The sequence below is a fragment of the Corynebacterium fournieri genome (genome assembly GCF_030408775.1).
Taxonomy (GTDB): domain Bacteria; phylum Actinomycetota; class Actinomycetes; order Mycobacteriales; family Mycobacteriaceae; genus Corynebacterium; species Corynebacterium fournieri.
Genome location: NZ_CP047210.1, coordinates 1,684,180 through 1,710,700 on the forward strand (window position 1 = coordinate 1,684,180; position 26,521 = coordinate 1,710,700).

General features: G+C 56.7%; 24 protein-coding genes and 1 tRNA gene. 5 read left to right on the forward strand and 20 right to left on the reverse strand.

Annotation, left to right across the window (positions count from 1 at the left end; translation table 11 throughout):
* Window positions 1-108: 108 nt before the first annotated feature.
* The gene (locus CFOUR_RS08125) at window positions 109-1,485 is read left to right on the forward strand and encodes a UDP-glucose dehydrogenase family protein (RefSeq protein WP_290179095.1); all 1,377 of its coding nucleotides are present in this window, start codon (window positions 109-111) and stop codon (window positions 1,483-1,485) included.
* Between the two features lie 186 nt (window positions 1,486-1,671).
* Here the strand turns inward: CFOUR_RS08125 and CFOUR_RS08130 are convergent, their stop codons facing one another.
* From CFOUR_RS08130 to CFOUR_RS08155, 6 genes are all read right to left on the reverse strand, one after another.
* Window positions 1,672-2,850 carry a glycosyltransferase gene (locus tag CFOUR_RS08130; RefSeq protein ID WP_179154894.1) on the reverse strand — a complete coding sequence of 393 codons (1,179 nt, stop codon included), beginning with the start codon at window positions 2,848-2,850 and terminating at the stop codon, window positions 1,672-1,674.
* A gap of 48 nt (window positions 2,851-2,898) precedes the next feature.
* Window positions 2,899-4,863 (reverse strand): hypothetical protein, encoded by a 1,965-nt coding sequence (locus CFOUR_RS08135; RefSeq protein WP_143339065.1) that lies wholly within the window; start codon window positions 4,861-4,863, stop codon window positions 2,899-2,901.
* On the reverse strand, window positions 4,860-7,535 hold the full coding sequence (locus CFOUR_RS08140) for a glycosyltransferase family 2 protein (RefSeq protein WP_085958563.1): 2,676 nt from the start codon (window positions 7,533-7,535) through the stop codon (window positions 4,860-4,862). Before CFOUR_RS08140 ends, CFOUR_RS08135 begins: the two co-directional genes overlap by 4 nt.
* Window positions 7,532-7,879: a hypothetical protein gene (locus CFOUR_RS08145; protein WP_143339064.1), complete on the reverse strand. Its 348-nt coding sequence runs from the start codon at window positions 7,877-7,879 to the stop codon at window positions 7,532-7,534. The genes CFOUR_RS08140 and CFOUR_RS08145 overlap by 4 nt, the downstream gene beginning before the upstream one ends.
* A 41-nt stretch (window positions 7,880-7,920) precedes the next feature.
* The gene (locus tag CFOUR_RS08150) at window positions 7,921-9,372 is read right to left on the reverse strand and encodes a hypothetical protein (protein WP_143339063.1); all 1,452 of its coding nucleotides are present in this window, start codon (window positions 9,370-9,372) and stop codon (window positions 7,921-7,923) included.
* Between the two features lie 131 nt (window positions 9,373-9,503).
* Window positions 9,504-10,232, reverse strand: coding sequence for a DUF6270 domain-containing protein (locus CFOUR_RS08155; RefSeq protein WP_143339062.1), 729 nt, complete (start codon window positions 10,230-10,232; stop codon window positions 9,504-9,506).
* A gap of 162 nt (window positions 10,233-10,394) precedes the next feature.
* Between CFOUR_RS08155 and CFOUR_RS08160 the strand changes: the two genes are divergently transcribed.
* Complete coding sequence (locus tag CFOUR_RS08160; protein ID WP_085958559.1) at window positions 10,395-11,258, forward strand: ABC transporter permease; 864 nt, start codon at window positions 10,395-10,397, stop codon at window positions 11,256-11,258.
* Complete coding sequence (locus CFOUR_RS08165; RefSeq protein WP_230471924.1) at window positions 11,248-12,063, forward strand: ABC transporter ATP-binding protein; 816 nt, start codon at window positions 11,248-11,250, stop codon at window positions 12,061-12,063. Before CFOUR_RS08160 ends, CFOUR_RS08165 begins: the two co-directional genes overlap by 11 nt.
* Here CFOUR_RS08165 and CFOUR_RS08170 read toward each other — a convergent pair.
* The 6 genes from CFOUR_RS08170 to wecB all read right to left on the reverse strand — a co-directional run bounded on the left by CFOUR_RS08170 (window position 12,060) and on the right by wecB (window position 19,427).
* The gene (locus CFOUR_RS08170; protein ID WP_101706459.1) at window positions 12,060-13,958 is read right to left on the reverse strand and encodes a glycosyltransferase family protein; all 1,899 of its coding nucleotides are present in this window, start codon (window positions 13,956-13,958) and stop codon (window positions 12,060-12,062) included. The two genes, CFOUR_RS08165 and CFOUR_RS08170, sit on opposite strands and share 4 nt — an antisense overlap.
* Before the next feature lie 45 nt (window positions 13,959-14,003).
* A complete protein-coding gene (locus CFOUR_RS08175) occupies window positions 14,004-15,134 on the reverse strand; it encodes a glycosyltransferase family 4 protein (protein ID WP_179154893.1) in 1,131 nt (376 codons plus the stop codon).
* Between the two features lie 283 nt (window positions 15,135-15,417).
* Window positions 15,418-16,716 carry a glycosyltransferase family 4 protein gene (locus tag CFOUR_RS08180; protein ID WP_143339061.1) on the reverse strand — a complete coding sequence of 433 codons (1,299 nt, stop codon included), beginning with the start codon at window positions 16,714-16,716 and terminating at the stop codon, window positions 15,418-15,420.
* A 39-nt stretch (window positions 16,717-16,755) separates the two neighbouring features.
* Window positions 16,756-16,829: transfer RNA gene (locus CFOUR_RS08185), tRNA-Ile, on the reverse strand.
* 62 nt (window positions 16,830-16,891) lie between these two features.
* Window positions 16,892-18,157, reverse strand: coding sequence for a UDP-N-acetyl-D-mannosamine dehydrogenase (gene wecC / locus CFOUR_RS08190; protein WP_085958556.1), 1,266 nt, complete (start codon window positions 18,155-18,157; stop codon window positions 16,892-16,894).
* A gap of 106 nt (window positions 18,158-18,263) precedes the next feature.
* Window positions 18,264-19,427: a non-hydrolyzing UDP-N-acetylglucosamine 2-epimerase gene (gene wecB / locus CFOUR_RS08195; protein WP_085958555.1), complete on the reverse strand. Its 1,164-nt coding sequence runs from the start codon at window positions 19,425-19,427 to the stop codon at window positions 18,264-18,266.
* A gap of 117 nt (window positions 19,428-19,544) precedes the next feature.
* Between wecB and CFOUR_RS08200 the strand changes: the two genes are divergently transcribed.
* A complete protein-coding gene (locus CFOUR_RS08200; RefSeq protein ID WP_085958554.1) occupies window positions 19,545-19,814 on the forward strand; it encodes a hypothetical protein in 270 nt (89 codons plus the stop codon).
* A gap of 12 nt (window positions 19,815-19,826) precedes the next feature.
* Here CFOUR_RS08200 and CFOUR_RS08205 read toward each other — a convergent pair whose 3' ends face one another.
* The 7 genes from CFOUR_RS08205 to CFOUR_RS08235 form a co-directional block, all read right to left on the reverse strand.
* Window positions 19,827-20,750, reverse strand: coding sequence for a Ppx/GppA phosphatase family protein (locus CFOUR_RS08205; protein WP_085958553.1), 924 nt, complete (start codon window positions 20,748-20,750; stop codon window positions 19,827-19,829).
* Window positions 20,747-21,310: a DUF501 domain-containing protein gene (locus tag CFOUR_RS08210; protein WP_085958552.1), complete on the reverse strand. Its 564-nt coding sequence runs from the start codon at window positions 21,308-21,310 to the stop codon at window positions 20,747-20,749. The genes CFOUR_RS08205 and CFOUR_RS08210 overlap by 4 nt, the downstream gene beginning before the upstream one ends.
* Before the next feature lie 54 nt (window positions 21,311-21,364).
* Complete coding sequence (locus CFOUR_RS08215) at window positions 21,365-21,727, reverse strand: type II toxin-antitoxin system death-on-curing family toxin (protein ID WP_161970705.1); 363 nt, start codon at window positions 21,725-21,727, stop codon at window positions 21,365-21,367.
* A 26-nt stretch (window positions 21,728-21,753) separates the two neighbouring features.
* Window positions 21,754-22,320: a Panacea domain-containing protein gene (locus CFOUR_RS08220; protein WP_085958550.1), complete on the reverse strand. Its 567-nt coding sequence runs from the start codon at window positions 22,318-22,320 to the stop codon at window positions 21,754-21,756.
* A gap of 105 nt (window positions 22,321-22,425) precedes the next feature.
* Window positions 22,426-23,067, reverse strand: a complete 642-nt coding sequence (locus CFOUR_RS08225; RefSeq protein ID WP_290179096.1) for a septum formation initiator family protein — start codon at window positions 23,065-23,067, stop codon at window positions 22,426-22,428.
* A 110-nt stretch (window positions 23,068-23,177) separates the two neighbouring features.
* The gene (gene eno / locus CFOUR_RS08230) at window positions 23,178-24,452 is read right to left on the reverse strand and encodes a phosphopyruvate hydratase (protein ID WP_290179097.1); all 1,275 of its coding nucleotides are present in this window, start codon (window positions 24,450-24,452) and stop codon (window positions 23,178-23,180) included.
* A gap of 69 nt (window positions 24,453-24,521) precedes the next feature.
* On the reverse strand, window positions 24,522-25,328 hold the full coding sequence (locus CFOUR_RS08235; protein WP_085956646.1) for a lytic transglycosylase domain-containing protein: 807 nt from the start codon (window positions 25,326-25,328) through the stop codon (window positions 24,522-24,524).
* 153 nt (window positions 25,329-25,481) lie between these two features.
* Here CFOUR_RS08235 and CFOUR_RS08240 point away from each other — a divergent pair, with 153 nt between their 5' ends.
* Complete coding sequence (locus CFOUR_RS08240) at window positions 25,482-25,892, forward strand: hypothetical protein (RefSeq protein WP_085956647.1); 411 nt, start codon at window positions 25,482-25,484, stop codon at window positions 25,890-25,892.
* Between the two features lie 13 nt (window positions 25,893-25,905).
* Here the strand turns inward: CFOUR_RS08240 and CFOUR_RS08245 are convergent, their stop codons facing one another.
* A complete protein-coding gene (locus CFOUR_RS08245) occupies window positions 25,906-26,508 on the reverse strand; it encodes a MazG nucleotide pyrophosphohydrolase domain-containing protein (protein WP_085958315.1) in 603 nt (200 codons plus the stop codon).
* Window positions 26,509-26,521 lie beyond the last annotated feature (13 nt).

The window sequence follows — 26,521 nt, forward strand, 5'->3', positions numbered from 1 at the left end:
ACTACCTGACCCCTGAGAAACCCCAAAATGCACGACCACGGCGCTGCAATAAAAACCGGGGTGCTCGCCATTCAATCCGCTACAAAGCCGAGTTGTAAGCTCAAATACATGCGGATGACTGTGATTGGTACTGGTTACCTCGGCGCGACGCATGCGGCGTGCATGGCTGAATTGGGCCACGAGGTACTGGGCGTAGACGTTGACGAAAGCAAGATCCAGGCGCTGAAGAACTCGAAGGTGCCCTTCTACGAGCCGGGCCTGCCCGAGGTGCTCGAGCGCAACATCGACGCCGGGCGGCTGGATTTCACCACCGACTACGCCGAGGCCGCGGCGTTCGCCAACGTGCACTTCATCGGCGTGGGCACCCCGCAGCAGCGCGGCTCGTACGCGGCGGATACCCGCTACGTCGAAGCTGTCATCGACGATCTGGTGCCCCAGCTGGAAGGCGAGCACCTGATCCTGGGTAAATCCACCGTCCCGGTCGGCACCGCCGCCGCGTTGCAGGAGCGCGCGGACCGGCTTGTGGCCAACGCTGGCGGCCACGCCAGTGTGGAAATCGCGTGGAACCCGGAGTTCCTCCGCGAAGGCTACGCGGTCAAAGACACCATCGAACCGGACCGCATCGTTTTGGGCACACGTGCCCAAAACGGAAGCGCCACGCACGGCGACAGCCGAGCCGAGGAGATCGCCCGGGAGGTCTACGCCACCCCGCTGTCGCACAACACCCCGTTTATCGTCACCGATTTGCAGACCGCGGAGCTGGTGAAAGTCTCCGCCAACGCCTTCCTCGCTACGAAGATCTCCTTCATCAACGCCGTCAGCGAGGTGTGTGAAAACGTCGGCGCGGACGTGACGCAGCTGGCGGACGCCATCGGCTACGACGACCGCATCGGGCGCAAGTTCCTCGGCGCGGGTTTGGGGTTCGGCGGCGGGTGCCTGCCCAAGGACATCCGCGCGTTCATGGCGCGCGCCGGCGAGGTCGGCGCAGACCAGGCGCTGACGTTTCTGCGCGAGGTCGACGCGATCAACATGCGCCGTCGCCAGCGCGTGATCGATCTTGCGCGTGAGGAGCTCGGCAGCCTGATCGGGCGCAACATCACCGTGTTGGGCGCGGCGTTCAAACCGAATTCCGACGACGTGCGTGACTCGCCGGCACTGGCCGTGGCCGGCCAGCTCAACCTCGCCGGAGCAAGCGTGCGCGTCTACGACCCGCAAGGCATGGACAACGCCCGCAAGGTCTTCCCCACACTCGACTACGCCACCAGCCTCGAAGACGCACTAACAGGGGCGGAACTGGTCATCCTGGCCACCGAATGGAACGAGTTCAAGCAGATGGACCCGAAGTGGGCGGCAACACTCGTCGCTAAGCAACTGCTTATCGACGGCCGAAACGTCCTCGACGTCACCGACTGGCAAAACGCTGGCTGGAAAATTCAAGCTCTAGGCCGAACGCAAACCCCTATCTCGGGATTGCATGGGAGATAACGCTTTAGGACAATCCGGCTAGGTGGCCACTGACACGAACTGTTGCTAGCAGTGCAACCAGGCATTTTTAGTTCTGGAGACGTTAATTTCCTAAAAAGGTAGGACTTAGACGTGTAGGGCAGAGACATTCCCGGAACCATTCAGGGATTCTTCTTCGTTTGGTCCCGGGAATCTAGGCCCGCTCTGTTAACGCACAGTGAGTTTAAACTCCCACGTCTTCAGCACCTTTTCATTCTCCCTATCGACCACGTCTAGCCGCACCTTCCATGTCGCTGCGTTAAAGCCGCAGAGAAAATCAAATTCTCCAGTGTGGTCGTCTACCTCCGTCGTCTTGAATAGCTTGTAGTTCGAGCTTTTACCAGCTAATGACAGATTCAGACGCGTACCAGGTGTGGCGACTCCCCTGAAACGCACCTTGCCCTTCTTGACCGACGCAGGGGGAATTGCCGGGTCCAGCAGGTACAGGAACGGAGTCTTGGGATCAAACAGGGTGCTATTAGTCTTGACGATTTCGCGTTTCAGCTTATCGATCTCAGCATAGAGCTCACGAATTCGAGTGACTTCTGGCATGGCCCTACGCCAGGTCAAGCCCAACGTAGGTTTAGCAGTACGCTGATAGTTCTGCCAGTCGGTCAACCCTTCAACGTCTAGCGCAAACTCGTCAGCTAGTTGGTCATCAACGTCCGACCATTCTTGAATCCTCTGTTGACGTTCCTCATAGGAGCCATCAGCTTGGCGGTGAACCGTATAAAGGAAGTTCCTGCCCTTCCCAAGGACCGACTTCGACTGATACCCGAAACGCTTTGCGTTGAATAGCGCCTTCGTGTGGTTGTGCCAAATGACCCGTCGGATTTCTGCGAGATTCCCGTAGTAGTAAGTATTACTCGTCTGGTTCGGGGACGTCCAGTCACCATAGGCCTTGCCAGGGGCATCAAAAATGTAGCCTTCAGCTAGCGAAATCACCGCAGGTCGTCCACGGTCATCAATAGCGTCTAGGGCAGTCGTAAACGCTTCGCGGGACACCGCATCGTCATCGTCGATCCGGATAGCTAGTGCCCGTTGATCATCCCCGACTACCGACCGCACCGCATTCAAACCCGCACGGTTCGCTTCAATTGAGGTCCGCACGAACTGCAGATGAACTTTATCAGTGCCACCCGCTTCGTCGATCGCAGTACGCAAAGATTCCAGCGCGTCAGCCGGCATGTCTTCGTCGAGAAGTATGAACCAGTGAAACTCATACCCTTCGGATGCTTGGAGCACGCTCGGCAGGGTTACCGACTTGAAAAGACCGAGTCGAGGAACCCACCAGTCAAGATCGAAGATTCCAATCCCACACTTAGTAAGCGCGATTACGGGAACCATTTTGTCCATACTAAAACCCTTCTCTGAACAATTAATTTCTAGTTATTGTCACGGTTGGATTCCTGTGCTGGGCCAATCCGTTCGGAGTTCTGGACTGGCATCTCCAATTGCGCGGGGATAGAGCTTACAGTCTTCAATTCGAAGCCGAGTTGCCCTCGACCAAGATTCGGCTCCGTTGACCTTCTTAAGGAAGTTAAGCTCCACGAGCACCTCATCTTGCGGCGAGATGTTGTCAATTGAAAAGCTGACGGGGACACCTTTCTCCGCTCCATCAATGGTGAAACGCTGTTCTCCATTGATCTTGACGCCCCAGTTGAAATAGCCCTTCCCAGAAGCGCTTCCATAGGGCACCAAAACCCGAAAGAGTAGAGTCCCAGTCTCCTTTACGGGCGCAAACTTAATCTGCATCCCCGCACCTGGGCCTACCTGGGACTGCGATAGCCTGCACTCCCCCAAGGGCTGAAGTTCCTGCTGATTACCCTTGCCATCGAAAGTGGTAACCGTGTCGAGCATCCGGGATGCCGGAAAGCGCAGATCGCGCCAATCTTGGTAGAGCGTCTGCGATGAATTAACCGGAAGCCAATTTAGCTCGGGCGCATTCCTGTCGATTAGATCGCGAATGACGAGCCCCTCTGTGAGCTCCTCTTCAGCGAAAGAGCTCATCAAATCAAGGATCCGCCGGTTAGCAGCAGGAATCCACGTATCGAACGCTGCATCGAGCTCATTGTTAATCTCTCCGAGCCACTTGCCGTGTCTCAGCTCCCAGTACATCATGAGCTGCTTGGCGTAGCCGTGAAGAGTAGAGCTATACCCCAGGACATTCATTCGTTCTTCAACATCATCCGGAAATTCACTCTGAACTTTGGAAAGACGACGGTCAAACCCAGTACCGAGATGAACAATACGCGCAAGCTCGATGGCGTTTCCTCTAATGTTCAGCCAGCTCCCATTCGAAAACTTTTCGCGGTAGGAAGCAACCAGGTGCTGGCCATGCTCACCGTAGGTGTTTTTTCGAAGCAGACCAGCTAATTCACTGCTGACCTCTGCTCGTTTCGCTACGTCGAAAAAGGTATGTTCCTTGAAACGCACTGATTCGAGGATGCTCCGGACGATGCGATCGTCCGCAAGCATTGTGCGCCGGTAAAAGGTACCTCCAGTGCGGCTATTTTCACGTGATGGCAGTCCATAGGTATAGCCATTCATCTTGTGCCAATACGGCTTGGCCATGGCGAGGACTAGTCGGCTATCTATTCCACCGCTGATCGAAAACGCAATGTTTGGGAATGCCTCGAAGTAGGTCTTTTGAGAGCTCCGCCAGATGCGTTCAATCTCGCGGTACTTCTCTTCTCTGTCAACGCCCCAGAATCTGTTCTCTTGTCGCGGATAGAACCGAGAAACTTTGAATTCTGGTATTTGGAGGAAGAAATTAGGAAGGAGGTTGAAAACCCCTCTTAGGGGCGTGAAATCCGCAGCCCACTGAACTTCGCGGATGTCCCCACTAAAATCGTATTTTTCATATGCACCAACTTCCTCTATGAGATGCAGGTGCGAAGCCACTAATCGATCTTTCTCGCAATAAAAGACCGTGCGCGCTCCGAGGGTGTCGTTATACACGTATGTGCGCCCGGCAAGATGCAGGATAATGACGTATCTGCCACTGAGGTATTCCAACTGCTCATGAAACTCATCCATGGAGGACTGGGCCGATTCAAGCAGGCACCGAGCAGCAGGACCGTCCTCCCCTCCGGGTGAGGTCAGAGCCCAGTGCCCCCGAATCAAAAGGAAACTTTGGTCAAGACCTTCCACAAGGTCCTCTGCGACGATATTGTCGCTCCACCAATAGAGCCCGTTCGGAAGCTCTCGTTTAGTGAATTTGCCAATCACGCCTAGGTCATCTTCTGAAAGAAGGAATCCACCTACGTATGGATCGAGGTGCCGCGAGATTGAACGGGGCTGATTACCTGTGCTCAAAGTAACTGGCTGATCGCTCAGATCATTTTCCGATCTGGTCACAGGTAAGCTTCCCCTTCCGCTTCAGCCATCAAAGTTTGGAACTTGGGGCTTTCCGTTACCCGAGGGCCATACATCGAAGCAATCTCGTGAATACGCGAGATGCTCTCTGCCCGATCCTCGCCAACAACGTCTTTCAGCTTCACTAAGTACCACTTTTCAAGGAACGCCATGAATCGTGTGTCAGAGTAGTGGTCGATGAGGCCGATTTCCTTCAACCAGGAAGATCGAGACTCCTCTAGCGGCAAGTATTTTCTATAGAACTTCGCCGAAATAGAATTCACCGTCGAGTTGGCAACCTCCGCATAGTAAACGTGCACCGGAGTCGGTACGACTGCGATGTTTTCGGCGTAGTAAAGCATCTGCTGGAAGAAGTATGAGTCTTGTCCGACAGCGCCCTCTGGCTGCTCAATACCAGTGCTGCGGAGCCAGGCGGTATCAGCGATGAGAGCTTGAATACTCATCGGCTGATACTGGGCTGTAGCCAGTAAGTCGCGGTTGTTACCGCCGAGGTGGTAAATCCCTTCTCCACTTCGTTTGATTCCAGCTGATTTAAGAGACTTCTTGAGGTGCCAAGAATTGTTGATGACGCTTCGAGTTCCCTTGAACTTCACCATGTTTCCAAGTGCGAACGAGAGTGGCTCAGAGCGCATTAACTCAAGAAGCTGGATATAAGCATCTTCCACTTGTTCGTTGTCCGGATCTAAGTAAGTAACGAACTTCGTGCGCGCGAGCTCAAGGCCCTTATTTCGAGGGCGAGAAGCGCTACCCGATCCCCCTGGTGGGAACCGGAAAACTGAGACATTCTCGTAAACCTGCTCAAGCACAGCTAATGCATGAAGCGTTTCCTTGTCTGTCGACCCGTCATCGATCAGAAGAATTTCCGCCGTTGAGAATACCGAGCTCCTCCGCAGTGATTGGAAGCACTTATGAATCAGGAATCGGCCGTTGTTGTATACCGGCACAATTACTGTCAGATCCTTTGCCTCCGGCGAAGAAACTACCGTATTTGCAACCGCAGCGGTCCTCACCAAGATCGCCCGCTCAATGGGGGTGGTGTTAAAGGTCTCCCCCGGCTCTAGCCAAAAAACCTGCAGGGTCGACCTCGGCCCCGGTTCCACGAATTCATAACAAGTCCGCGGGTCATCTACTGGGCAAAGCTCTACTGCGTCGGCGTCGCTGTAGCGGAAAGCCGCAATCGCGTCTGCAACCAAAAAAGGAGAATTGAGCGATAGGTTGTTGGCGAAGACGACGACATCGCCATCCTTGCTGCCTTGTGTTTTTGCAAGCTCGTCTCGAGTGACCCATTCAAAGTCGAAGTCTCCGTCTTGAGAAGCCACGAAGTCCGCGAACTTTTTCTCATCATCAGCGACCACGAGAACGCGATGCTCAGTCCTAGTGTGCGACACTCCAACCGCATCGAGGATTTGATCGACTCGTTCAAACGCAGTGTCATTGAGGAACACGTCTCGGATGCCGCTCGCTCGACCGTAGCGGAAATACTCCGTGCTCAAGTTATCAACGAACTGCTGAGCGTCTATCTCAGAATCGACGATTGCAACATACGGGTAAAGGGAATTCACTCCGTTGCTGTAGTTAGATAAAACGGTCGTACCGGTCGCCAGTAGCTCTACAACGCGATTGGCAAACATAGTTGAGCTCGCCGTAACTGAATTCAGGTTTACCCCGAAAGGGAGAAGCCGTTGAATACGATGAACGTTTTCGTGCGAGATCGGTCTCCGCAGATGCGGAAGAAAGTCATCCGGGTAGTTATAACGGGATAGATCGCTTTTGAAGTCGCTCTGATCCAAATCCGCATTGCGGTCGAAAATCGACAGGTCGAGGTGGGAATCCTGGACTCCCTTAAAGATTTTCTTTGCCGCTTGTGCACGAGACTTGTATTTGTGCGAAAGCCACGATCCCGCAAAAATTACATCGTTACCGTCGAATCGCTCACTTCCAACGGGATTGGTTCGCTCGAAGTTGACCGCGAAACGCAAGGCCTCGACCGGTGTTCCATCGCCCACCGCTTCCTGGTACTTGGGCACCATTTCTTCAGCGGACGTGAAAATGAAGTCCGCTTCCTTCGCAAGACCAAGGAACTTCGCAAAGTTTGGCGGGTCTTCCTTCGAATAAAAAACGATCGGGATGTCAAGCGACCGAGCAAGCGGAGCGGCCTTTTCGGAGAAGAGCCGACGCCCTTCAGAATTCGCCCCACCGAACCCATGCCATTCGTCCTCCAACCCTCTCCAAGCGGAAACTACGAGCAAGAGGTCCAAAGTCGGAATCTCTTTGTCCAAGTTCTCCGGGGTCAAAGGCACAAAATCGGCCGCAACTCGGAGGGACTCGTAAAGAAATCTATCGGCGATGATGCCGATCCGAACGTTCCTACGCTTGTCCCAGCGCTGTCGGTGTATAGCTGGCAAGGAATCAGCCTCAGCCAACATCTCGTTTAGTCGCTGCGAAAACTCGCTGTCATAAAAGTCCACGCGCTGTTCATAAGCGTCGCGAGAATTAGTGGGATCAAAAAAGACGTGCTTGCCCGACAGAGCATCGCGGTATGCCAGCGTGTGAGTGTATGAGCGTAGGTCCCGGGATGCCGACTTGGTTGCTTCGGCTTTAGCTTCCAGCTCAGCCAGGCGGTCTAACTGCTTTTGTACGGCCGCGTCCTTCACTTCTTTGCCTTCCTAAAAGTGCTTCTCATTGCCCAATACTTTTTCTTAATCTGCAAAACCCCCCGCGGTACGTCTTTGCCGCGCAATGAGTTTGGTAGGAATGGCAAGCCAGCGCGCTCTTCGTCGGGAATGCCGAGCTTCTTTTCCAGAACGCGGACTCGCTGTTTTAATTCCGCAATCTTCCGATCTCGCTTTTGAATTCCGGCAAGGAGTTTTCTATCCCGATCAATCTCAAAGAGCAGAGCATCGCAGGTCTCCTCTAGTTCGACGGTCAAACGCCGAACTTGATCAGCTACGTCTTGAGATGATTCGAAATCATCAACCGGTCGCACTTGTTTTGCCACGCCGCTAATACCTTCTCTTTGACATTCGAGTTTGGACACACTCAGCGATATTGCTGGTCAATTCTATCCAAAATGATCTTATAGACACGCTTACTTAGGCGCTCATTTAGGGATTGCTCCAGCATCGGCACAAGAATCCTCCTAGTATTAAAAGGCAATATTACATCGGCTGTCATTTCATATTCCGCGTAACCGCCGGCAGCCCACGAGCTCAATCGGCTTTCCCAGTAGAACAGATCAAACGGGTGGAAAGTCGCTTGTTCACTCATATCAAGCTGGGTGTAATCGACGTACGAATCGAGGTAACGCACCAGTTCGACATTCTCTGAAAACGAAGATTGCGTGAATTTCTTTGCGAGACCGTGTGCATTGAGAAGTGATGGATCCCTCTCACGGTAGAAAACCGTGCCAACCTCCGGCCCAAGCAAAATCGCCACCTGGCCGTCATGGTCAAGTTCGTTATAGAAGTTTTCCGCCAATGCGGGGAAGCGTGCCCACCCTGTAAACGTCTTTGCATAAGCCTTTCTGAAGCGACTGGATTTATCGGACGGTTTCAAATCCATTACCAAAAACCGCAAGTCAGAATCCACGGCTAGGCGGCTAGCCGCTATCAGGTCATTTCTGGAGTGGGATGGGTTCTTATCGAAGGAGTGGTAGGTGAATGCAATCGCATTCAGTGCATGCAGGCGATCGAGGGTCGCTTTGAGAAACACTCGCGAGTCCCAGCCCGCGGTTAACCCGAAATAGAAAGGCCTTCTGCTATCTATTCCGAGCTCGAGTTGGCGGTTGAGCTCTTCCTCCACCTGACGTGCTGTTTCGAACGCGTCACGTCTCTTTGGCGAGTAGCCCTCCGGAGGAAAGAACCGGGAATGCTTCGCCTCGTTCTTATTCACCGTCAAGACACAGTTCGCCGTGACCATTGAAACTACATCGTGCGGCGCCATTGCTCCGGGCAGCCACTTTCCTGCGGGGCTCTTGTAGTCAGGGTGATTTAGAAACGAACGCGACCTGTCTGTAGCCACCGCATCGATAGCGCGTGCGGTCAGAGTCGAATGTGACGATGCAACGAAACCACGCTCCGTTACGGCCCAGAAACATGACCGACTAGCGGTCGCATCCCCGTAGATCCTTACGGTCTCCCCGTTGACCATGAGAATTACAAACCTGCCCCCGAGCCATGTGACGTACTCGTCCAATGCCCGCAAGTCCGAGCCGCTGCCCGCCGCTTCCATGAGCCTGCTACAGATTTCGGACTGGTCGCTCGAATGCAAATCTGAATCAATCGCTGTGCCGATGAGGATCGCAGCCCACTCGAAATCGCCTGGTGCACAGATTTCTACAGGCAACCGCTCGTCATGCCAGAGATCGAGGTCACAGATGGAAAGACGTTCCCACCCGCTAGGCACAAAATGCGGCTCCTCACCTCTAGCGATGAGGTATCCCCTACCAAACGGCGTTACCTCATCATCAATTCTGCGAGATCGTGGAACCATGACAGCGCCTCGAGACGATCTACCACGTTGCCGGTACACGGAGACCTTCGTTTTCACCGGTCTCACACGTCGGTATAACGACTCAAAAGGCCACCAAGTGGCGACGCACTTCAGAATGCTGCGAATGGGCATTATGCCAATTTCCCCATTATGGTTTCCCGGAAAACGTCATATACGCCTTCAGTGTAGTGAAACGGCGCAGGCCCCCACTTGTGATGGGAATCAGCGACTGTATCTTGCATCCGCAGAACCTCGAATCCGTTTGCCTCCGCGAAGTCCCAGTACCGCCGGTAGATCGCGTTATACGCACCAGCCTTGACTGCCTCAAACAATCCAACAGTCTCACCAGTTTCATCAACCAAAGCCCAGTCAGGAGCTAACAGTAGCGTCTTTTCAACTAGCCCGTTCCTTTGGAGCACGTCCTTGAACTGGAAGAATCGCTCCTTCCAGATTCGGAAGTGATCCTCTTCGCCGAAGTCGATATGGGGGACACCAGTGGTGATGCTGCTGTAGTTCTCCATCCGCCTAAACTCACCACTGTCTGTAGCAAACGTGTCCACATCGAACTGCCAAGCGCCGAGCCGTTCAACATTCAGATCCCACAGCACCAAGTCGACTTCCGAATTCTCTTCGACATCACGAAATAGCGAGCCCGCCAGATCGGCTTCGAGCATTCGACGCTGAAATTGACTGCGCAGGTCAACTTTGGGAACCAGTTTCGTTGCATCAGTGCCGGCAGAGATGAAGGATTGACGTGCTACGTACCGCTTGAGCTCAAGGGACTTTCCGAGAAGAGGGTCGACCGTGTCGCGACTAACGCAGCCGCCCACAATGAGCAGACTGTATTTCGGTGATGTCACTTCTGTCCTCACCCACTAGAGCAAACTGGTTGAAATCGAAAAAGTTTGAATAATCCTACTAGCTCCCAACTCATTTCCCTCTTTTGGGACGATCGGCGAAAGAAGTCTAGATTATGGTCGTGAATTACAAGCCCAACGCGAATTGTTAGCTGAGGAAAGAACGTGAATACGGTGCAACAAAATCTCATCGAGGTCGATGACACCTATTTGAGGAGACTTAGCGCCAGGCCAGGCCTGGGCAGATATCTCGCACAACTTTGGCAACGCCGCCATTTTATTTGGGCTGAAGCTAGGAACAAGGCTTTTTCACGAGGTAGAGACATGTACCTCGGGCGGGCGTGGATTGTGCTTCAACCGATTCTTGACACCGCCGTTTACATCCTTGTCTTTGGTGTTGTCCTCAAGATCTCAAAGAATATTGACCATTTCATTGGGTACCTGGTTATCGGTGTTATTTTCTTCAACTTCATCACTAGAGGTCTGAATTCTGGTGCTGGATTGATTCAAAGCTCGAAAGGAATGATCTCGTCATTCTCATTCCCAAAGGCGGCGCTCCCCATCTCGCTGACTGTCAAGCAGTTGCTTGACAACGTCGCGCCGGCGATCGTCGGTCTTCTCATTGCGTTTCTGTACCACGGGCTGACGCCTAGCCCTGCAATCCTTACGGTGCCCGTCTTTTTCCTGATGATCCACTTGTTCTCTCTAGGAGCAATGTTGATCGTCGCAAGAATTACGGCGTTCATTCCCGATTTGAAAGCCCTTGTGTCTACTTTCACTCGCGGTTTGTTCTTCGTATCAGGCGTGTTCTTCGACATCCACCGATTCGATTCGAATGAGACCATTCAGTCCATCATGCTCGCTAATCCCGCCTACCAGTTCTTAACAGCGGTACGCGAGGCAACCATTTATCAAACCGTTCCTCCCCTCGGCCGGTGGCTCTATCTCGCTGCTTGGACATTTGGTCTACTCATTATCGGTTTGATCTTCTTCTGGGAAGCTGAAGAAAGGTACGCGCGTGTCCGGTAAACCAACCGTTGTTGTACGAGATTTATCTAAAACCTACCGCCTGACGTCTTCGGGCTCGATCCGTGGACTCGGTAGGAAGACCACTTCTGTCGACGCCTTGAAGTCCGTTTCGTTCGTCTCCTACCGTGGCGAGTCCGTCGGCATTTTAGGCAAGAACGGCTCGGGCAAATCCACCCTGCTTCGGATCATCGCGGGGAACGAGTCTCCTACGTCTGGACTCGTACGAGTATCTGCTGAGCCACGGCTCCTGGGCGTGTCAGCCGCCCTTCAAGGCGCTTTGACTGGAAGGGAAAACGTAAGACTCGGCTTGCTTGCCATGGGACTGCATCCTGACGAAGTTGCGCAACTAGAAGACTCCGTAATCGAATGGGCCGACTTAACGGATTCCATCGATCGACCACTGCGTACTTATTCCTCAGGTATGTCTGCCCGCCTGAAGTTCTCCATCGCAACATCAGTGCGTGCCGAAATCTTGCTCGTGGATGAAGCTCTGTCCACAGGAGATTCAACCTTCACCTCAAAAGCTAAGAAACGAATGGATTCATTCCTCGAGGAATCTGGCACTGTTTTCCTTGTATCGCACGGAGCAAAGACGATTCAGGACAATTGTTCGCGAGCGCTGTGGCTTCACGAGGGCGAAATCATCGCAGACGGCCCCGCCGAGTCGCTTACGAAGCGGTACAGAGTGTGGAGTAACCGAGCAGCCACCGGAAAGGACGACGAGGCTGAGAAAATCATTCGCGAAACAGCGGCTTCCTATACCCCTCCCACTATCCGTCTTTCCAGCGAAACTGCCTCCCGCTAACACTCGACGTTGAGTATGCCCGATCCGATCGCAATTACCCGAGCATTCGCAAAGATGACTTCGTCATCGACTTCCCAAGTGTGTGCTACTGAAGGCGATCGCATCTGGACGAAGTTAAAGCGGTCCGCGGAATAGATGGTGTATCCGTTCTTGACCGCACCGTTGAGAAAACCCGTGTCTTCGCCCTTGGTGAGATCCGGAAACGCCAACCCTTCAGTTACCTGGCGACGCCAGACTAATGTCGGGCCTGCCACAAAATCCGTGAAACACATTTCGTGGTCTGGATTCCTGAGCAAGAAACTGTCCGACTGCCCATGGTACAAATACGATGCCCGCTTACCTACGATGTCGGCGCCAGAATACTCAAGTGCGTTGATCTGATCCCGCAGGTAGTTTTCAAAATAGAGGTCGTCGTCATCAAACTTGGCCATGAAGTCGCCGGTTGCTTCGGCCGCCAAGTGGTTCATACATTTACCGAGGGACCAAGACTTTGGCGCCTGAAAGACCTGTCCTGACACCCCCTCAGGAAACTGCGCTCTGACGGCGTCCGGTTGTTCGTCGATTCCATGAAGCATCATCATGAGCTCAACTTCGACATTACGTTGCCGCGCAACCTGTGAGAAGAGATGACTCAACTGTTGCGGGCGGTTTGTCGAAGCCAGAATCGACACTTTCGGACGAACATCGCTTTGCGCCTCAACTAATCCAATTGAATTAAGAAGAGTGAAGGCGCGATCCGTATAGGTGTGGTTCTCCCAAATTTTCCGTTGTGCCCTGTGGCTGATTCGGTCTCGGACTTCTGGGGAATTAACGATGCGTCGAAGCACATAGCTGCCCCCCTCCACATCGCGGATGATTGGGATCTCATCCTCGCTAAACATTTCATGTAAAGCGACACTGTCGGTTGAAACGACCACCGCACCGGACGCACCCGCTTCAAAAATACGACGGCTGCACATCGTAGGGCTTTGTGTGATCGTGTTGACGTTGAGAACAACCTTAAATCTCTTGAAGGCCGACAACATCTTGTTGTACGGCAACGCACCTGCTACGTAGCGCTCGTATTCTGAGGGAAACTGGTATTTATCTTCTTTTCCTGCAAAGCGAGAAAAGACTACTAAACCGTTCTTAAGGCTCCGAGATGCTCGCACCGCAGCGTCTAAAACAAGTGCGATCTGTTGTTGGCGCGATTCAAACTTATGCGCAAAATACGTGCCGGCGAATGCGATGTCGCCCCGGCGTTCTTCCCCTGCTTTCAAAATCGGGTTATGAAGAACCGGCTGAGCAGCGAACGGTAGGACGCCCACTTTTGCACTTGGCAAAGCGGCCTCATACTGCGGGACCAAGTTCGCGTCTGTCGTGAACACGAAATCGAAGAGTTCCGCTGTTTTGATGAAGTCGTCGAAGTGAGCCGGATCTTCTTTATTCCAGAACACCGTCGGAATGCCACTAGCTTTGCACCAATCCACCAATTCCTTCAGGGCTGGAGACGGCGCGTTTTCTCCAGTCAGCTGATACTGCCACTTGCCTCCATTGCCATTCCACGCGGATTCGACCAAAAGGAGCTCGAATGGTCCCTTGCCGTTTTGTGCATTGAGTTCAAAGGACTCCCCAGGATGCACTGGGCGCAGGTCAAACTCGTACCCCCACGCTCGTTCGGAAAACTCATCCAAAATCGATCCAACCGTTATTTTCCGAAAAGGCTTTCTCGGGTTAATCGCAGGAGTGATCTCTTCAACGTCAGACCACTCACCAAAAGACCTCGGGGCAATGCGTCGCGACAGAGCGAAGGCAGCCTTTTCTGCTGCTTTCCGCGCACCCTGCCTTCGCATGACATTTACGAAGCGAGACATGTCGTCGCCCACCGAACGCGCTTGCTCTCGAAATTTGACCATCGCGGTTACTCCTTTACGTTTTGGCCTCTATCGTCCCATTCTGAACTACGCGTCAGGCGAGAGTGTCTCCTCGTAAGCTTGGATCAGTCGTTCAGCACTGGACTGCCATGTCCGTGTATCCAAGAAGGCCTCTAGTTGATTACCATAAAAGTGGTCTGGTTCCACAAGTGCCTTCCTAATCGCGTCGCTCAACGCTTCGGGATCATCGGGTGGAACATACAAAGCCAACTCACCAGTGGCTTCCCTAACTGCGGGAAGGTCGGAGGCAACCACTGGAATCTTCATTCCCATTGCAAGCATCGGCTTAAGCGGGGTGACTGCCCTGCAAACTTCGTAGTCACGTCGTGGCAACACAAACACGTCTAATGCAGCACACCACAAAGGAATAGCTTTGGGGTCTTGCTTGCCTGCAAAGACAACGCGATCTGCTAAACCCCTCTCCTCTACTAAATGTTGTAGGACAGGAAGCTCAGAGCCACTACCGACTATCAATGCTTTGGTGTCGTCATCAAGGAACTCCAAGGCTAAGACGAGCGAATCGAGCCCCTCATAGTCAACAACCGAGGTGATTGTCCCGACTAGTTTTGTGCTCGACGGAATCCCGATCTTTTCTCTTGCGAAGTCCCTGGTGGGGGCTTCTATGGCCTCATCACGATCGAACCCATTCGGAACAACGTAGATCTTGTCCTTTGGAACTCCGCGTTCTTCAACGCGACGCCGTGATACATCGCTGAGCACAAGGACTGCAGAAGCCGATTGCATAGCTAGGGTTTCGCGTCGCCTGAACTCCGCGAGAAAATCCCTGCTTCTTTGTCCCGAGTTTTCTAGCTCCAAGGTTTTGTCGCGCTCCCCACGCACTTCGTAAACCCATGGGATCCCAAGGAGCCGTGCGACCTCGCTGATCAAGCTTGCATTCCTGAAGTCTGTTGTCGTGTGCAACAGGGTGATATCGAGCTGCCGTGCTATCTCTGCAAGCAAATTAATGGCCTTACGCCGATTCTTGCCTCTCCGCAAAGACATCCGGCTTGGTAACAACAAGAAGTAATCGATGCCGTCAACCGAAACGGAATTCTCTGTGGGAACTACGCCAATTGTCGCCGGATATCCCATTCTTGTAGCTGGGTAGACAGCTACATCTTGCCACCTAAGTTCGTGGAGAAGTTTTTGAGTACGCACCGTGTATCCACTAACTGTGTACGGCTGCGCACTATTGACAAAATACAGGACTCGAGCTTCGTCACTAGGCTGCCGAATATCTGATGGAAAAATTGGATCGCAAAAGTCTTGCCAGGAGGTAGTGTCCGGAACTCCCGCACGAGACATGCCCTCCAAGAAAACAGGCAATCTGAAGCCACATTCCTGGAGTTTTCGGCCAATTTTTACGAAGACTTTCCGCAGAAACGGCTTCGGCCCCGACAAGAAGTCCGTCGCCATCGCAGATAGAAAAAGCTGGCAGTACCTAGCTGGACGCATTACCATCCGATGCTTCGATCTGCTGCAGTATCTGCAGCAATCGTACAGGTGTCATTTCTTCACGCTCCCGAATCACCCAATCACGGCCAGTGGTTCCGACACTGAGACGCTGTGGGTTATTTTCGAGCGACACCCATAGATTTGCGAGCGCCGATGGATCCTGCGGTGGGACAACGTCTCCGCCGCCCAGGCTTGAGATAAGATCAGCGGCCTCCCCCTCCACAACCCCCGAAATATGAATCCGGTTAAAAAGTAACTCATACGTCTTGGACGGCACTGTGCGTCGCAGCGGTTCCCATTCGGCCAAATGCACCAGCGCTGTGTCAGCCCAGTCGTAATACGCGTTCAAGAGTTCTGCTGGTTTCAGACGAATAAAACGCGCGTCGACACCAAACTCTTGAGCCTTCTCCTGAAGCAACTCACGGGCTGCACCTGCGCCCACAAAAATCATATGAACTTGGAGCCCCTGTTGTTTAGCCAGCTTGGCAGCTTCCAAGGCATTCTGCAGATTTTGCGCGCGGCCTATTGTCCCTGCATACAGTACGTTTAAGTGGCCGCTCTTGCGGTGACTCCCTCTATCTTCCGTCGGCTGGCTAGCTACTGGAAAGACATTTCGAATTACTACAACTTCGGGGCTATTTCCTCGCGTAGACAATTCACGGCGAGACTCCAAAGAGGCTTTCAAGGTGCTCGAAGTGACTAAAATCGCCCTTGCTCCCCGCAGGAGAGAATTCAGTACCTTCGTGGACACTCGAGTGACGAGCTGAAGAGGTCCGTTCTTTGCCAGCTTCTCTCGGATCGACGGATCCCCGACTTCAGCATTCCAGGACGAAGCTTGCCCCATGAGGTCTGGCCACGCATCTCGGAGGTCGATAACGTAGGGGCGATCGAAAATCTTCGCGGCCACCCACGTAACCCCCGCGGTTGGCAAAGCGGGAACCGTCCCTATAACAAGATCCGGCTCAATCTGCTTCCTGTTCCTAATGAGCGTGCGAACTTGCGAAAGAGCAATCAGGAGCTGGCTAGCAGCCTTCGATGTAATCGAATCGCCTACCCGGTACGCGGAACTACGGAAGATAGTCTCGCCTTGTGTTCCCTTGTACGGGATTCTACGCGTCAGCTTACTGTCACCCGTGGTGTCGACAGAACGACTGTTCCGCGGTGGCGGTGCAATCACGCAAACTTCATGCCCTGCATCGATGAGCATTTTTGCAAGCCAAGACCAACGTCGTTGCGGCACTCCATTTTCTGGGTACCAATACTGGGTGACGAGAAGAATACGCACGTCCTCGCCACCTCCGTTTGACTATGGGCTGAATGATTGTGGGGCCAGCGGGGCTCGAACCCGCGACCAGCGGATTATGAGTCCGCGGCTCTAACCGACTGAGCTATAGCCCCTAGTGTGGCTCCGGAACTCTTGTTCCTAGAGCCGCAATACTTAGGCGTAAAGCACGAGTGTGTTAGCGCCAGATGCCTCTAGTATCAATCACAGTCTTTCCGTTGAGCAAATTCTGATCGACACCAACGAACTCTCGGTGGTCAACGAGGAGGACTACAACGTCTGCGCTTTCGATGGCTGAGGTGAAATCAGCCAATTCGATGTTCTTGTGCGCAGCGAGACGATCGGGCAGGGAATCTACGTTCGGTTCCACAACAGAAACCGTGGTTTCGGGATTTCGTTGAGCCAACTGCTCAACGATACCCAGCGCCGGCGACTCTCGGAGATCGTCAATGTCCGCCTTGAAAGCGATACCAAGCGCTGCAACCCTCTTATTGTCAGACTCGCTTAGCGCCTTCTCTACCTTGTCCAGGACGAACGACGGCTTGCCATCGTTGATCTCTCGTGCCTGGCGAACAATCTTGGCTTCCTCCGGTACTGAAGAAACGATGAACCACGGATCAACAGCGATGCAGTGTCCACCGACGCCGGGGCCGGGCTTGAGGATGTTGACACGTGGGTGGTGGTTGGCGAGCTCGATCAGCTCCCAGACGTCAATTCCAAGACGGTCGCTAATGAGGGAGAGCTCGTTCGCGAATGCGATATTGACATCCCGGAAGGAGTTCTCGGTGAGCTTCGCCATCTCCGCTGTAGTCGCATCCGTCGTCAGCAATTCAGCGGTGCAGAACGTTGCGTACAAATCACGAGCAAGCTCCGTGCCCTTGGGAGTCAAGCCACCGATGACGCGGTCGTTGTTCTCCATCTCTTCCATGATCTGCCCCGGCAGGACGCGCTCAGGACAGTGAGCAACGAAGATGGCATTTTCGTCTTCTTCGTTCAGCGAGAGGTCAGGCCGCTTCTCGATGATGTACTCCGCCATGTTGCGAGTCGTTCCCGGAGGAGAGGTGGATTCCAACACCACAAGGGCACCCGGACGCAGGTGCGGAGCCATCGCATCGACAGCTGAATTGATGTATTTGGTGTCTACCTCGTGATTGTCACCCTTGAACGGGGTTGGCACGCAGACGATGTAGGCATCCGCCTCGACCTGGTCGAAGCGCGCGGTCAGCAGACCACGTTCCACGACGTCCTTGAGCAGCTCGTCAAACCCCGGTTCAACGAACGGCACTTCGCCCTTATTGATGGACTCGACAAAGGTCGGGTTGACATCAACACCAGTTACCTTGATTCCCTTGGAGGCGATAAACGCTGCCGTAGGAAGACCGATGTACCCAAGGCCAACGACGCAGACATCTTTAAACGTATTTTGCACCGCGGTGTTTGCCACTTTCTATTCCTTTCGCAAGGGTCTAATTGAGACCCGCTATCTCGGCGGCTCGGATCGTTCTTCTAAAGCGTACCCTCGCCTGCTTTGCGTGTGTTCTCAGTCCCGTTTACTTGCCGTCGATTTCCGGTTCAAACTCTCCGATTCGTTCGCCAACCCCCATCAACTCAGCAATAGCTGCCACCGCACGCTCTGCAGCTTTGCCGTCGCCGTAAGGGTTGACTGCGTTTGCCATCGCTGCGTAAGCCGCATCCTGATCGAGGAGGTTCCTTGCCTCTGCCACAATCCGACCTCGATCTGTACCAACAAGCTTCACCGTTCCAGCCACAACGGCCTCGGGGCGCTCGGTGTTCTCGCGCATCACGAGGACCGGCTTGCCGAGCGAAGGCGCTTCTTCTTGTACGCCGCCCGAGTCTGTGAGGACGAGGTAAGCGCGGCTCATCAGCGCAGTGAACTGGTCATACGGCAGCGGGTCCGTGATGATGACGTTTGGAAGGTCCTCAACTTCCGGAAGAACCGCATCTCGGACCTTTGGGTTGAGGTGCAGAGGCAACGCGAAAATGTGATCCGGGTAGGACTTTGCGAGGTCCTGGACAGCGCCACCGATTTCTTTCATCGCGTCAAGGTTCTCGCGGCGGTGGGTGGTAACGAGGACGAGTTTCTCGTCGGAGGATCGAAGCTCCTCCAGCCGCGGATCATCGAATTGAACGTCCCATTCTGACGCGGCCAGCAAGGCATCAATGACGGTGTTACCCGTCACAACAATGTCCTTGGAGCGGAAGTTCTCCCGTCGCAGGTTCTCGCGCGATTCGTTGGTCGGAGCTAAGTGGAGCGACGTGATCTGCCCGATGATCTTACGGTTCGCCTCCTCGGGGAACGGGGAGAAGATGTTACCGGTGCGCAGGCCAGCCTCGAGGTGAACAACCTTCACGCCCTTGTGAAAACCAGCAAGTGCCGCGACCATTGCCGTCGAGGTGTCACCCTGGGAGATGATCACGTCGGGCTTTTCTTCCTCGATAATCGGATCAAGACCTTGAATCGCACGCGCCACCAACTCGTTGAGCGTTTGCCCCGGCTTCATCAGCGCCATGTCGTGGTCTGGAGTGATACCGAAACGCTTGTTCACCTGCTCCAGCATTTCCTTGTGCTGACCGGTAGAGACCACTACGGAATCGAAGCGGTCGTCGTCCTGGAGCGCGCTCACGACCGGTGCGACCTTAATCGCCTCCGGGCGGGTACCGTAGACGGTCATAATCTTGGGCTTGTCCGACATAGATTCCTTAAGGGTCGTTCGTCACAGGGATACTCACTACAACTTAATACAGCACCGTTAGTCAGGTGAGCCAAGGGCAGCAAACCCGACCCGCTTCCCCGCTGTACTCTAGCCACCATGTACCAATACGTTGTCGGGGCCGCCGCCGGGTATGTGCTCGGCACGAAAGCCGGCCGGAAGCGCTACCACCAGATCGTCAACGCCGCGCAGGCGGTCGCTAACTCGCCGGTGACCAAGCAGGTCACGGCCTCTGCTCGCCGAGCGATCGCGAACAAGATTGATCCGGAGCCGCGCATGCGCGAGGTCAAAGACCTGCGCAAGGGCAAGAAGCTCCGCGGCTCGGACAAGCAGATCGAGGACACGATCTACGAGCCGGACCAGGACTAGAAGCATCCGCCCCTAGTCTTGGGCAAGGCCTGCGACGATCCCGTCGAGGATGTCCTTCTCGCTGACGATGAAACTGGTCGCGCCGGCTTCGCGCTCGAAGGTGTCCATGAGCTGCTCCACCACGGTGGAGCCGGAGCCGATCACGTCGGCCCGGCCGGGGTGGACCACCGGGTTCTCACGACGTTGCGCTGCAGACTCGGCGCGCAGGTCCGCGGTCACCTCGCGCAGCCGATCGAATGGGATCTCCGACATGTGGATGCGCTCGGGGTCGTAGGATTCCAGCCCCTGCGCTAGCGCAGAGAGTGTGGTGAAAGTGCCGGCGCAGCCGACGAACGTTCGCGCATCTGCAAAAGGAATGGTGGACGCGGCGTCAGCGATTTTCTCGTCGATGAATGCACGCGCCTCGGCGGTCTCCTCCGGGGTGGGCGGGTCGGTGCGCATGATGCGCTCGGTGATGCGCACACACCCCATTTGGGTGGAGATGGCATGGCCCTCCATGACGAACTCGGTGGAGCCGCCGCCGAGATCGATCACGCAGAACGGACCGCGGGCAGGGTCGATGTCCGCGGTGGCGCCGGCGAATGACAGTGCCGCCTCCTCCTCACCGGAGATCACTTCCGCGACTGCTCCCGGCTGGATCTGGCCGAGGAGGTCCCGGGTCATGGCGAAGAAGTCCTCGCGGTTGGCGGCATCGCGGGTGGCGGAAGTGGCCACCATACGCACGCGGGTGACGTGCTCGCGCTGCATCTCCTTGACGTAGTCCGCAAGTGCTGCGCGGGTGCGCTCGATGGCCTCTGGGGCGAACTGGCCGGTCTCATCGACTCCTTGTCCGAGGCGGACGATGGTGTTGCGGCGGGAAACCTCACCGGTGTCCGTGTCGTGGATGAGCAGGCGGATGGAGTTTGTGCCGCAGTCCACGGCAGCCACGCGCGTCATGCCAGCCCCTCCCCTGCTTCAGCGAGGGTGATGCCGAGGTCGTCGAGGGTGGGCCAGTCGGTGGGGATGGCGGTGCCGCGCAGGTCACCGTGCTCGGCGGCCAGGGCCACGGCTTCCGTGCCGAAACGGACGCGCTCCGGGCCTTCGGCAAGAGCGTAAGCGATGAGCACGTGGAGGCACTTCACACGCTCGGGCATGCCGCCGCCGGAGAAGTCAGTACCCAGATCCTCGATGGCGTTGCGCTCGGCGAGGAAATGCTCGTGGGCGGCTTGGTAGTCGGCACGGAGGTCTTCGCCTTCGTCGCTGTCGGCATTGAGGCGGCTTTCCATCCACTTCATTACCTGCGCGACCTCGAGGCGGGAGGCCTCGGCGGTCAGGCGCGGGTCGGTGAGGTAGTAGAGGGTGGGGAACGGGGTGCCGTCGTCAAGTTTGGGTGCGGTCTTCACCACGGCCGGTTGGTTGTCCGGGGTGGTGTACGCGATGGCGAGCACGCCGCGCGGGGTGCGGCCGAGCTGTTCGGCGACGACGGCCAGCTGTTCGTCAGTGGGAGGAGTGTGCATGTGGGCCATTGTCCCATGACTCGGACCGCCGCGATTAACGCCCTGCAACTCGTCTCAAGCCAAATGGTCGGCAAACCAAACGGCGATCGAATCGCGATCATGCAAGTCTAAGGCAACATCCTCCACGAAGTCTGCGACCACTTCCGCATCGATATCAACCAAGTTGAATCCCTCGAGGTTCAGATAGGTGACGGCGCACACCCAGGCGGTCCGCTTGTTTCCGTCGGAAAACGCATGGGCGTTGATGAGCATCATCAACAATTCGGCAGTTCTGCCAAACACTGACGAAATCAGATACTGCCGGCCGAAGGTTTGAATCGGGGCAGCAAGAGCCCCCTCAAGCTTGCCTCGGTCTAAAACATTGAAGTCATTGGCGATTAACTGGCGATTCAGCTCAATGACTTCCTCGGGAGGCAAGCAATAGTGATTCATTCAGCTCGGAGTTAACGGTCCGCCAACAGAGCGATGGCTTCGGCCCACCTCGCGGTGTTCGATTCAAAAGTGGCGCGCACATCTTCAGTGCTCCAATTCGGGCGTCCGTCGAACGGTCGCCTGGGGACCTTGTTCCCTTTAGCTTCGCAACGAGCATAGAAGCGCATTGTTGTTTCCTTCGAAATCACTCTGCTGGAACGAGCATGTTTGCCAAGACCTTCCCTTGCCTCGAGCCACGGCTCCTCTTTGTGAGTTTGCTCGATGAGCTGCTCTTTACTCCAGTCGCCATAGAAATCAAGAACACTGGCAATCGCTGCCGCCTCACGCGGGAGCAGCGCGCTACCGTCACCGTGGGGAAGATCCCGGGACATAAAACTGTCGCGATCTTTATTTGCGTGATACAACGCTGGTGATACTGGCCCGTCAACCCATGCTTCAAAGTGCTCGTTGAAGAGGGGCGTACCGTACCAAGCGGCAAACCAAGAATCGGCGTAGTAGGTCAACTTTTCCAAGCGCCATGCATTCACCCAGCCAAGTTCGTCATATATGAACTGAGCTACGTCAAGAATCTTCGCCATTTCCGCCTCCTCCCACAATCGCCACTGGAATAGCGTTTACGCAGAATGTAGCACCACTCCCCTACATCAGGGCATTTCGCAAACGAAAAACGTTCGAAAACGCTTCTACTGCGCTGGCGCGGGAGCTTCCGGTGCCGGGGCCTCCGGTACTGCCGGCGCTTCGGGCGCGCCAGGCTCGGGCGCGGGCTCCTCAGGCGCGGCCGGTGCCTCGGGGGCTTCGGGCGCGGGGGCGGGCGGAGCGTCGTCGATAGGCGGAAGCTCCTCCCCCGGGACCTCGCGCAGGGAATCCCACATCACTTGCGGCCAGGTGCGGGTGTCGGGGATGTCGTCCTTGCCGGTGGTGATGGCCTCGGGGGCGGTCATGCGGGGGTCGATGATGCGCCACGCGGTCTCACCTTCTTCCATGACGCCGAGGCGGCGGCGGGCTTCCTGTTTGAGGAAGGCGTCGTCGTCGTACATGGCGATGTCGTCCTCAAGAGCCTGCTTTTGGGCCTCCAGGCGGGCGATGGACTCGTTGGCGCGGGCGATCTCGGCGCGGCCCTCGTAGAAGTTGCGAAGCGGGGCCGCAATCGCCAGCAGCACGAGGATCAGCACGGCGATGAGGATGACCACACTCGCCATGTCCTGTTTCGGGAACGCGATAGCCCTGCCGCGCTGCTTGCGGCGCGCGGCGCGCTCGGCGTTTTCCCGGTCGCGGCTGGCAACGGGGACCGTGCTGGGGCGGCGGGTGCGGGAGCGCTTCGTCATAATCAGCAGATGATACGCCAGAGGTGAGATACGTTCGGGGACCTCACCGACACGACGACGGCCCCGCGCCGGAAACGGGCGGGGCCGAAGGTGCGTCGATAGGCAGGTGCTTACTTGAAGCGCGGGAACGCGGAGCGGCCCGCGTACTCGGCGGCCGGGCCGAGCTCCTCCTCGATGCGCAGGAGGCGGTTGTACTTGGCCACGCGCTCGGAGCGCGCCGGCGCACCGGTCTTGATCTGGCCGCAGGACAGCGCCACGGCCAGATCGGCGATGGTGGTGTCCTCGGTCTCGCCGGAGCGGTGCGACATCATGGTGCGGTAGCCGTTGCGGTGGGCCAGCTCCACGGCGTCGAAGGTCTCGGTCAGGGTGCCAATCTGGTTGACCTTGACCAACAGCGCGTTCGCGGCATTCTTCTCGATGCCCTCGGCCAGGCGCTTCGGGTTGGTGACGAAGAAGTCGTCGCCGACGATCTGCACCTTGTCGCCCAGCTGCTCGGTGAGGGTCACGTAGCCGTCCCAGTCGTTTTCATCCAGCGGGTCCTCGATGGAGACGATCGGGTACTGCTCCACCAGGTCGGCGTAGACCTTGATCATCTCCTCGGCGGTGTGCTTGCCGCCCTCGAAGTTGTAGGCGCCGTCCTCGAAGAACTCCGAAGATGCCACGTCGAGGGCGAGCGCGACATCCTCGCCCACGGTGTAGCCAGCCTTCTCAATCGCCTCCACGATCAGGTCCAGGGCCTCCTTGGTGGAGCCGACGGACGGGGCGAAGCCGCCCTCGTCGCCAAGACCCGTGGACAGGTCCTTGGACTTCAGCACGCTCTTGAGCGCGTGGTAGACCTCGGTGCCCATGCGCAGCGCCTCGGTGAACGTCTCCGCACCGACCGGGGCGATCATGAACTCCTGCACGTCCACGCCGGAATCCGCGTGCGCGCCGCCGTTGAGGATGTTCATCATCGGCACCGGCAAAAGGTGCGCGTTCGGGCCGCCGATGTAGCGGTACAGCGGCAGCGCAGCCGAATCCGCCGCGGCCTTCGCCACAGCCATGGACACACCCAGAATCGCGTTCGCGCCGAGGTTCTTCTTGTTGTCGGTGCCGTCAAGCTCGAGCATGAGCGTATCGACGATCCGCTGGTCATCCGCCTCCAGACCAGCCAGCTCGTCCGCGATGGTCTCGTTGACGTTGTTGACGGCCTTCAGCACGCCTTTGCCGGAGTAACGCTCGTCGCCGTCGCGAAGCTCGTGCGCCTCGTGCTCGCCAGTGGACGCGCCCGACGGCACGCCAGCGCGGCCATGCGAGCCGTCCGCCAGCAGCGCCTCAACCTCCACGGTCGGGTTACCGCGGGAATCCAGAATCTCGCGGGCGAAGATGTGCATGATATCGGCCATGGTGACTCCTTGCATGGGTCGAATGCGTTGTAATACCGGTAACTAGCTTAGCTGTGCTTGGCGACGCTTTCAGCGATGCGCCGGTTGGTTCAGCGCGTAATTCGCCGCCGCGTCGCGCACCCGGGCCACATAGTCGTTGGACTGGTTATAGGCGAAAATCGCGTCGCGCCAGCCCTGCTCCGTATTCAGGTCGCGCATGCCACCGCCGGAATTGCACAACAGGTTGGCGGCGCCGAGTGCTGCGTCATCGATCTGCTGCGGGTCCGGGTGGCCGTCGCCGTTGGCGTCGCGGCCGTAGCGGGCCCACGACTCCGGGATGAACTGCATGGGCCCCACCGCGCGGTCGAACTCCGGGTCGTTGTCGAACGCGCCGTCGTCAGAATCTCCGACGTGGGCGAAGTCCTCCCCGTCCAAACGCGGGCCGATGATCCGCGGATCCGGGTAGCCGCCTTCGTCCAACTGCGAATGCTCGAACTTGCCCGTGTAAGTGCCGTGGCGGGTCTCCACCCAACCGATGCCCGCGAGCGTGTTCCACTGCAAGTGGCACTCCGGCCAGGACTCGGCGGCGATCAGGGCCGCGTTTGCGTAGGCGCGGACGGCCTGGCCGGACATGTTGGTCTGGTTGCCGATGTCCTGCGACCAGTCGAACAGCAAGTCGGAGGTCCGCCCCGGGCCGTGGACGTCGATAAGCGGGGGTGCTTGGGCGGCCGGCGGCGGCATCGTGGTGGGCACCGGCTGGAGCGGCTCCTGCTTGTCTTGCGTGGTAAACGCGGCGAGCAGCCAAGCGACGAGCGCAACGACCACCACCACAACGGCGGCCGCCGCGATCACACCCGCGCAGCCGCACCCGCGCGCTACTCGCCTGGCTGCTGTCATGGGCGGAAAGTGTACCGGGCGGGTGCGCGCGCCGGTGCGGCGAGTGTCGGCAGTGGGCGTGACGGCAGATTGGCCACAGTTGTCACACGCGCCACTTGCGTAACAGGTATGCTTCCTTTCGACCTAGTTTCTCCCCCGAAAGGAATTCCACCCATGCGCCGTATCGCAACCCTTGCCGCCGCAGGCCTGATGACCGCGGCCGCCATCGCCACCCCCACCGCAGCCCAGGCTCAGACCTTCGAACTGATCAAGCTGCTCAACGGCAACGTCGCCACCGCAAACTGCGACGCCCTGCGCACCGGCCTGACCGCCACCCGCATGGTCGGCCCGGACACCACCCGCTCCGAGCTGGTTTCCAACGTCAACAACGCCGTGGGCACAGACGCCACGCTGCGCCTCGTGTCCGCGTCCACGGTCGGTGCGCTTGCGGACCGCGCTTTGGAGTGCGGCATCGTCAAGCCCGACCCGGCCACCCCGATGGACAAGTTCTTCGAGATGAGCTCCCAGATGTCCTCCCAAGCCGGCCTGCCGGACATCCGCACCTACATCGGCGCGCTGCGCTAAAACCGGGCACTACTTAAGCCTCGGCGGCCTTCCCTTCCTCCCACAGGCGGTCCTGGGTGGCCTTGTCCACCGGGCCGGTGGAGCCGTCGAAAAGGTACGGCGCGCGGCGGCGCATCTTCTGCACGAACGCGTCCGCCACGTCCGAAAACTCAAACGCGCCCCGCTCCGATGCCAACTCCGCGTGGAACAAGATCTGCAGGAGGAGGTCTGAGAGTTCGGACTTTAGAGCGTCGTCAAGCAGATTGCCCTCAATCGCCTCCGCGACCTCCGCCGCCTCCTCCCTAAGAAAGGGCAGGAGGCTTTCATGCGTCATGGCCTGCTCCCACTCGCCGCGGCGGCGGGCGGCGTGCATCGTGCGGGTGGCCTGGAAGACAGGGTCATCCAAACTATCGACGCGTTCCGTAACCGCGCCCTCCTCAACCCAACGCGCGACCTCGGGGTCGTCCGGATTGGTGGAAATGAGCCAGCGGCCCGCGCCGCCCTCGACGTTGAGCGCCCACCGCACCGACACCGGAACCTCCGCGGTAAACGCGACGTCGCCGCAGATGCGGTCGGTGAGGTGAAGGGGGATGAGGGTGGGCCAGCGGGGGTCGAGAAGCAGGACGGTTGCGGTCATGGTGGGCAAGTCT

What these genes read in the sequence shown, in the direction of transcription:
- CFOUR_RS08170 (WP_101706459.1), bottom strand. Translation starts at nt 13,958, where the DNA reads ATGGTCAAATTTCGAGAGCAAGCGCGTTCGGTGGGCGACGACATGTCT.
- eno (WP_290179097.1), bottom strand. Translation starts at nt 24,452, where the DNA reads ATGGCCGATATCATGCACATCTTCGCCCGCGAGATTCTGGATTCCCGC.
- CFOUR_RS08225 (WP_290179096.1), bottom strand. Translation starts at nt 23,067, where the DNA reads ATGACGAAGCGCTCCCGCACCCGCCGCCCCAGCACGGTCCCCGTTGCC.
- CFOUR_RS08130 (WP_179154894.1), bottom strand. Translation starts at nt 2,850, where the DNA reads ATGGTTCCCGTAATCGCGCTTACTAAGTGTGGGATTGGAATCTTCGAT.
- CFOUR_RS08150 (WP_143339063.1), bottom strand. Translation starts at nt 9,372, where the DNA reads ATGGTTCCACGATCTCGCAGAATTGATGATGAGGTAACGCCGTTTGGT.
- CFOUR_RS08220 (WP_085958550.1), bottom strand. Translation starts at nt 22,320, where the DNA reads ATGGCGAAGATTCTTGACGTAGCTCAGTTCATATATGACGAACTTGGC.
- CFOUR_RS08200 (WP_085958554.1), top strand. Translation starts at nt 19,545, where the DNA reads ATGTACCAATACGTTGTCGGGGCCGCCGCCGGGTATGTGCTCGGCACG.
- CFOUR_RS08205 (WP_085958553.1), bottom strand. Translation starts at nt 20,750, where the DNA reads ATGACGCGCGTGGCTGCCGTGGACTGCGGCACAAACTCCATCCGCCTG.
- CFOUR_RS08245 (WP_085958315.1), bottom strand. Translation starts at nt 26,508, where the DNA reads ATGACCGCAACCGTCCTGCTTCTCGACCCCCGCTGGCCCACCCTCATC.
- wecB (WP_085958555.1), bottom strand. Translation starts at nt 19,427, where the DNA reads ATGTCGGACAAGCCCAAGATTATGACCGTCTACGGTACCCGCCCGGAG.
- CFOUR_RS08210 (WP_085958552.1), bottom strand. Translation starts at nt 21,310, where the DNA reads ATGCACACTCCTCCCACTGACGAACAGCTGGCCGTCGTCGCCGAACAG.
- CFOUR_RS08125 (WP_290179095.1), top strand. Translation starts at nt 109, where the DNA reads ATGCGGATGACTGTGATTGGTACTGGTTACCTCGGCGCGACGCATGCG.
- CFOUR_RS08235 (WP_085956646.1), bottom strand. Translation starts at nt 25,328, where the DNA reads ATGACAGCAGCCAGGCGAGTAGCGCGCGGGTGCGGCTGCGCGGGTGTG.
- CFOUR_RS08240 (WP_085956647.1), top strand. Translation starts at nt 25,482, where the DNA reads ATGCGCCGTATCGCAACCCTTGCCGCCGCAGGCCTGATGACCGCGGCC.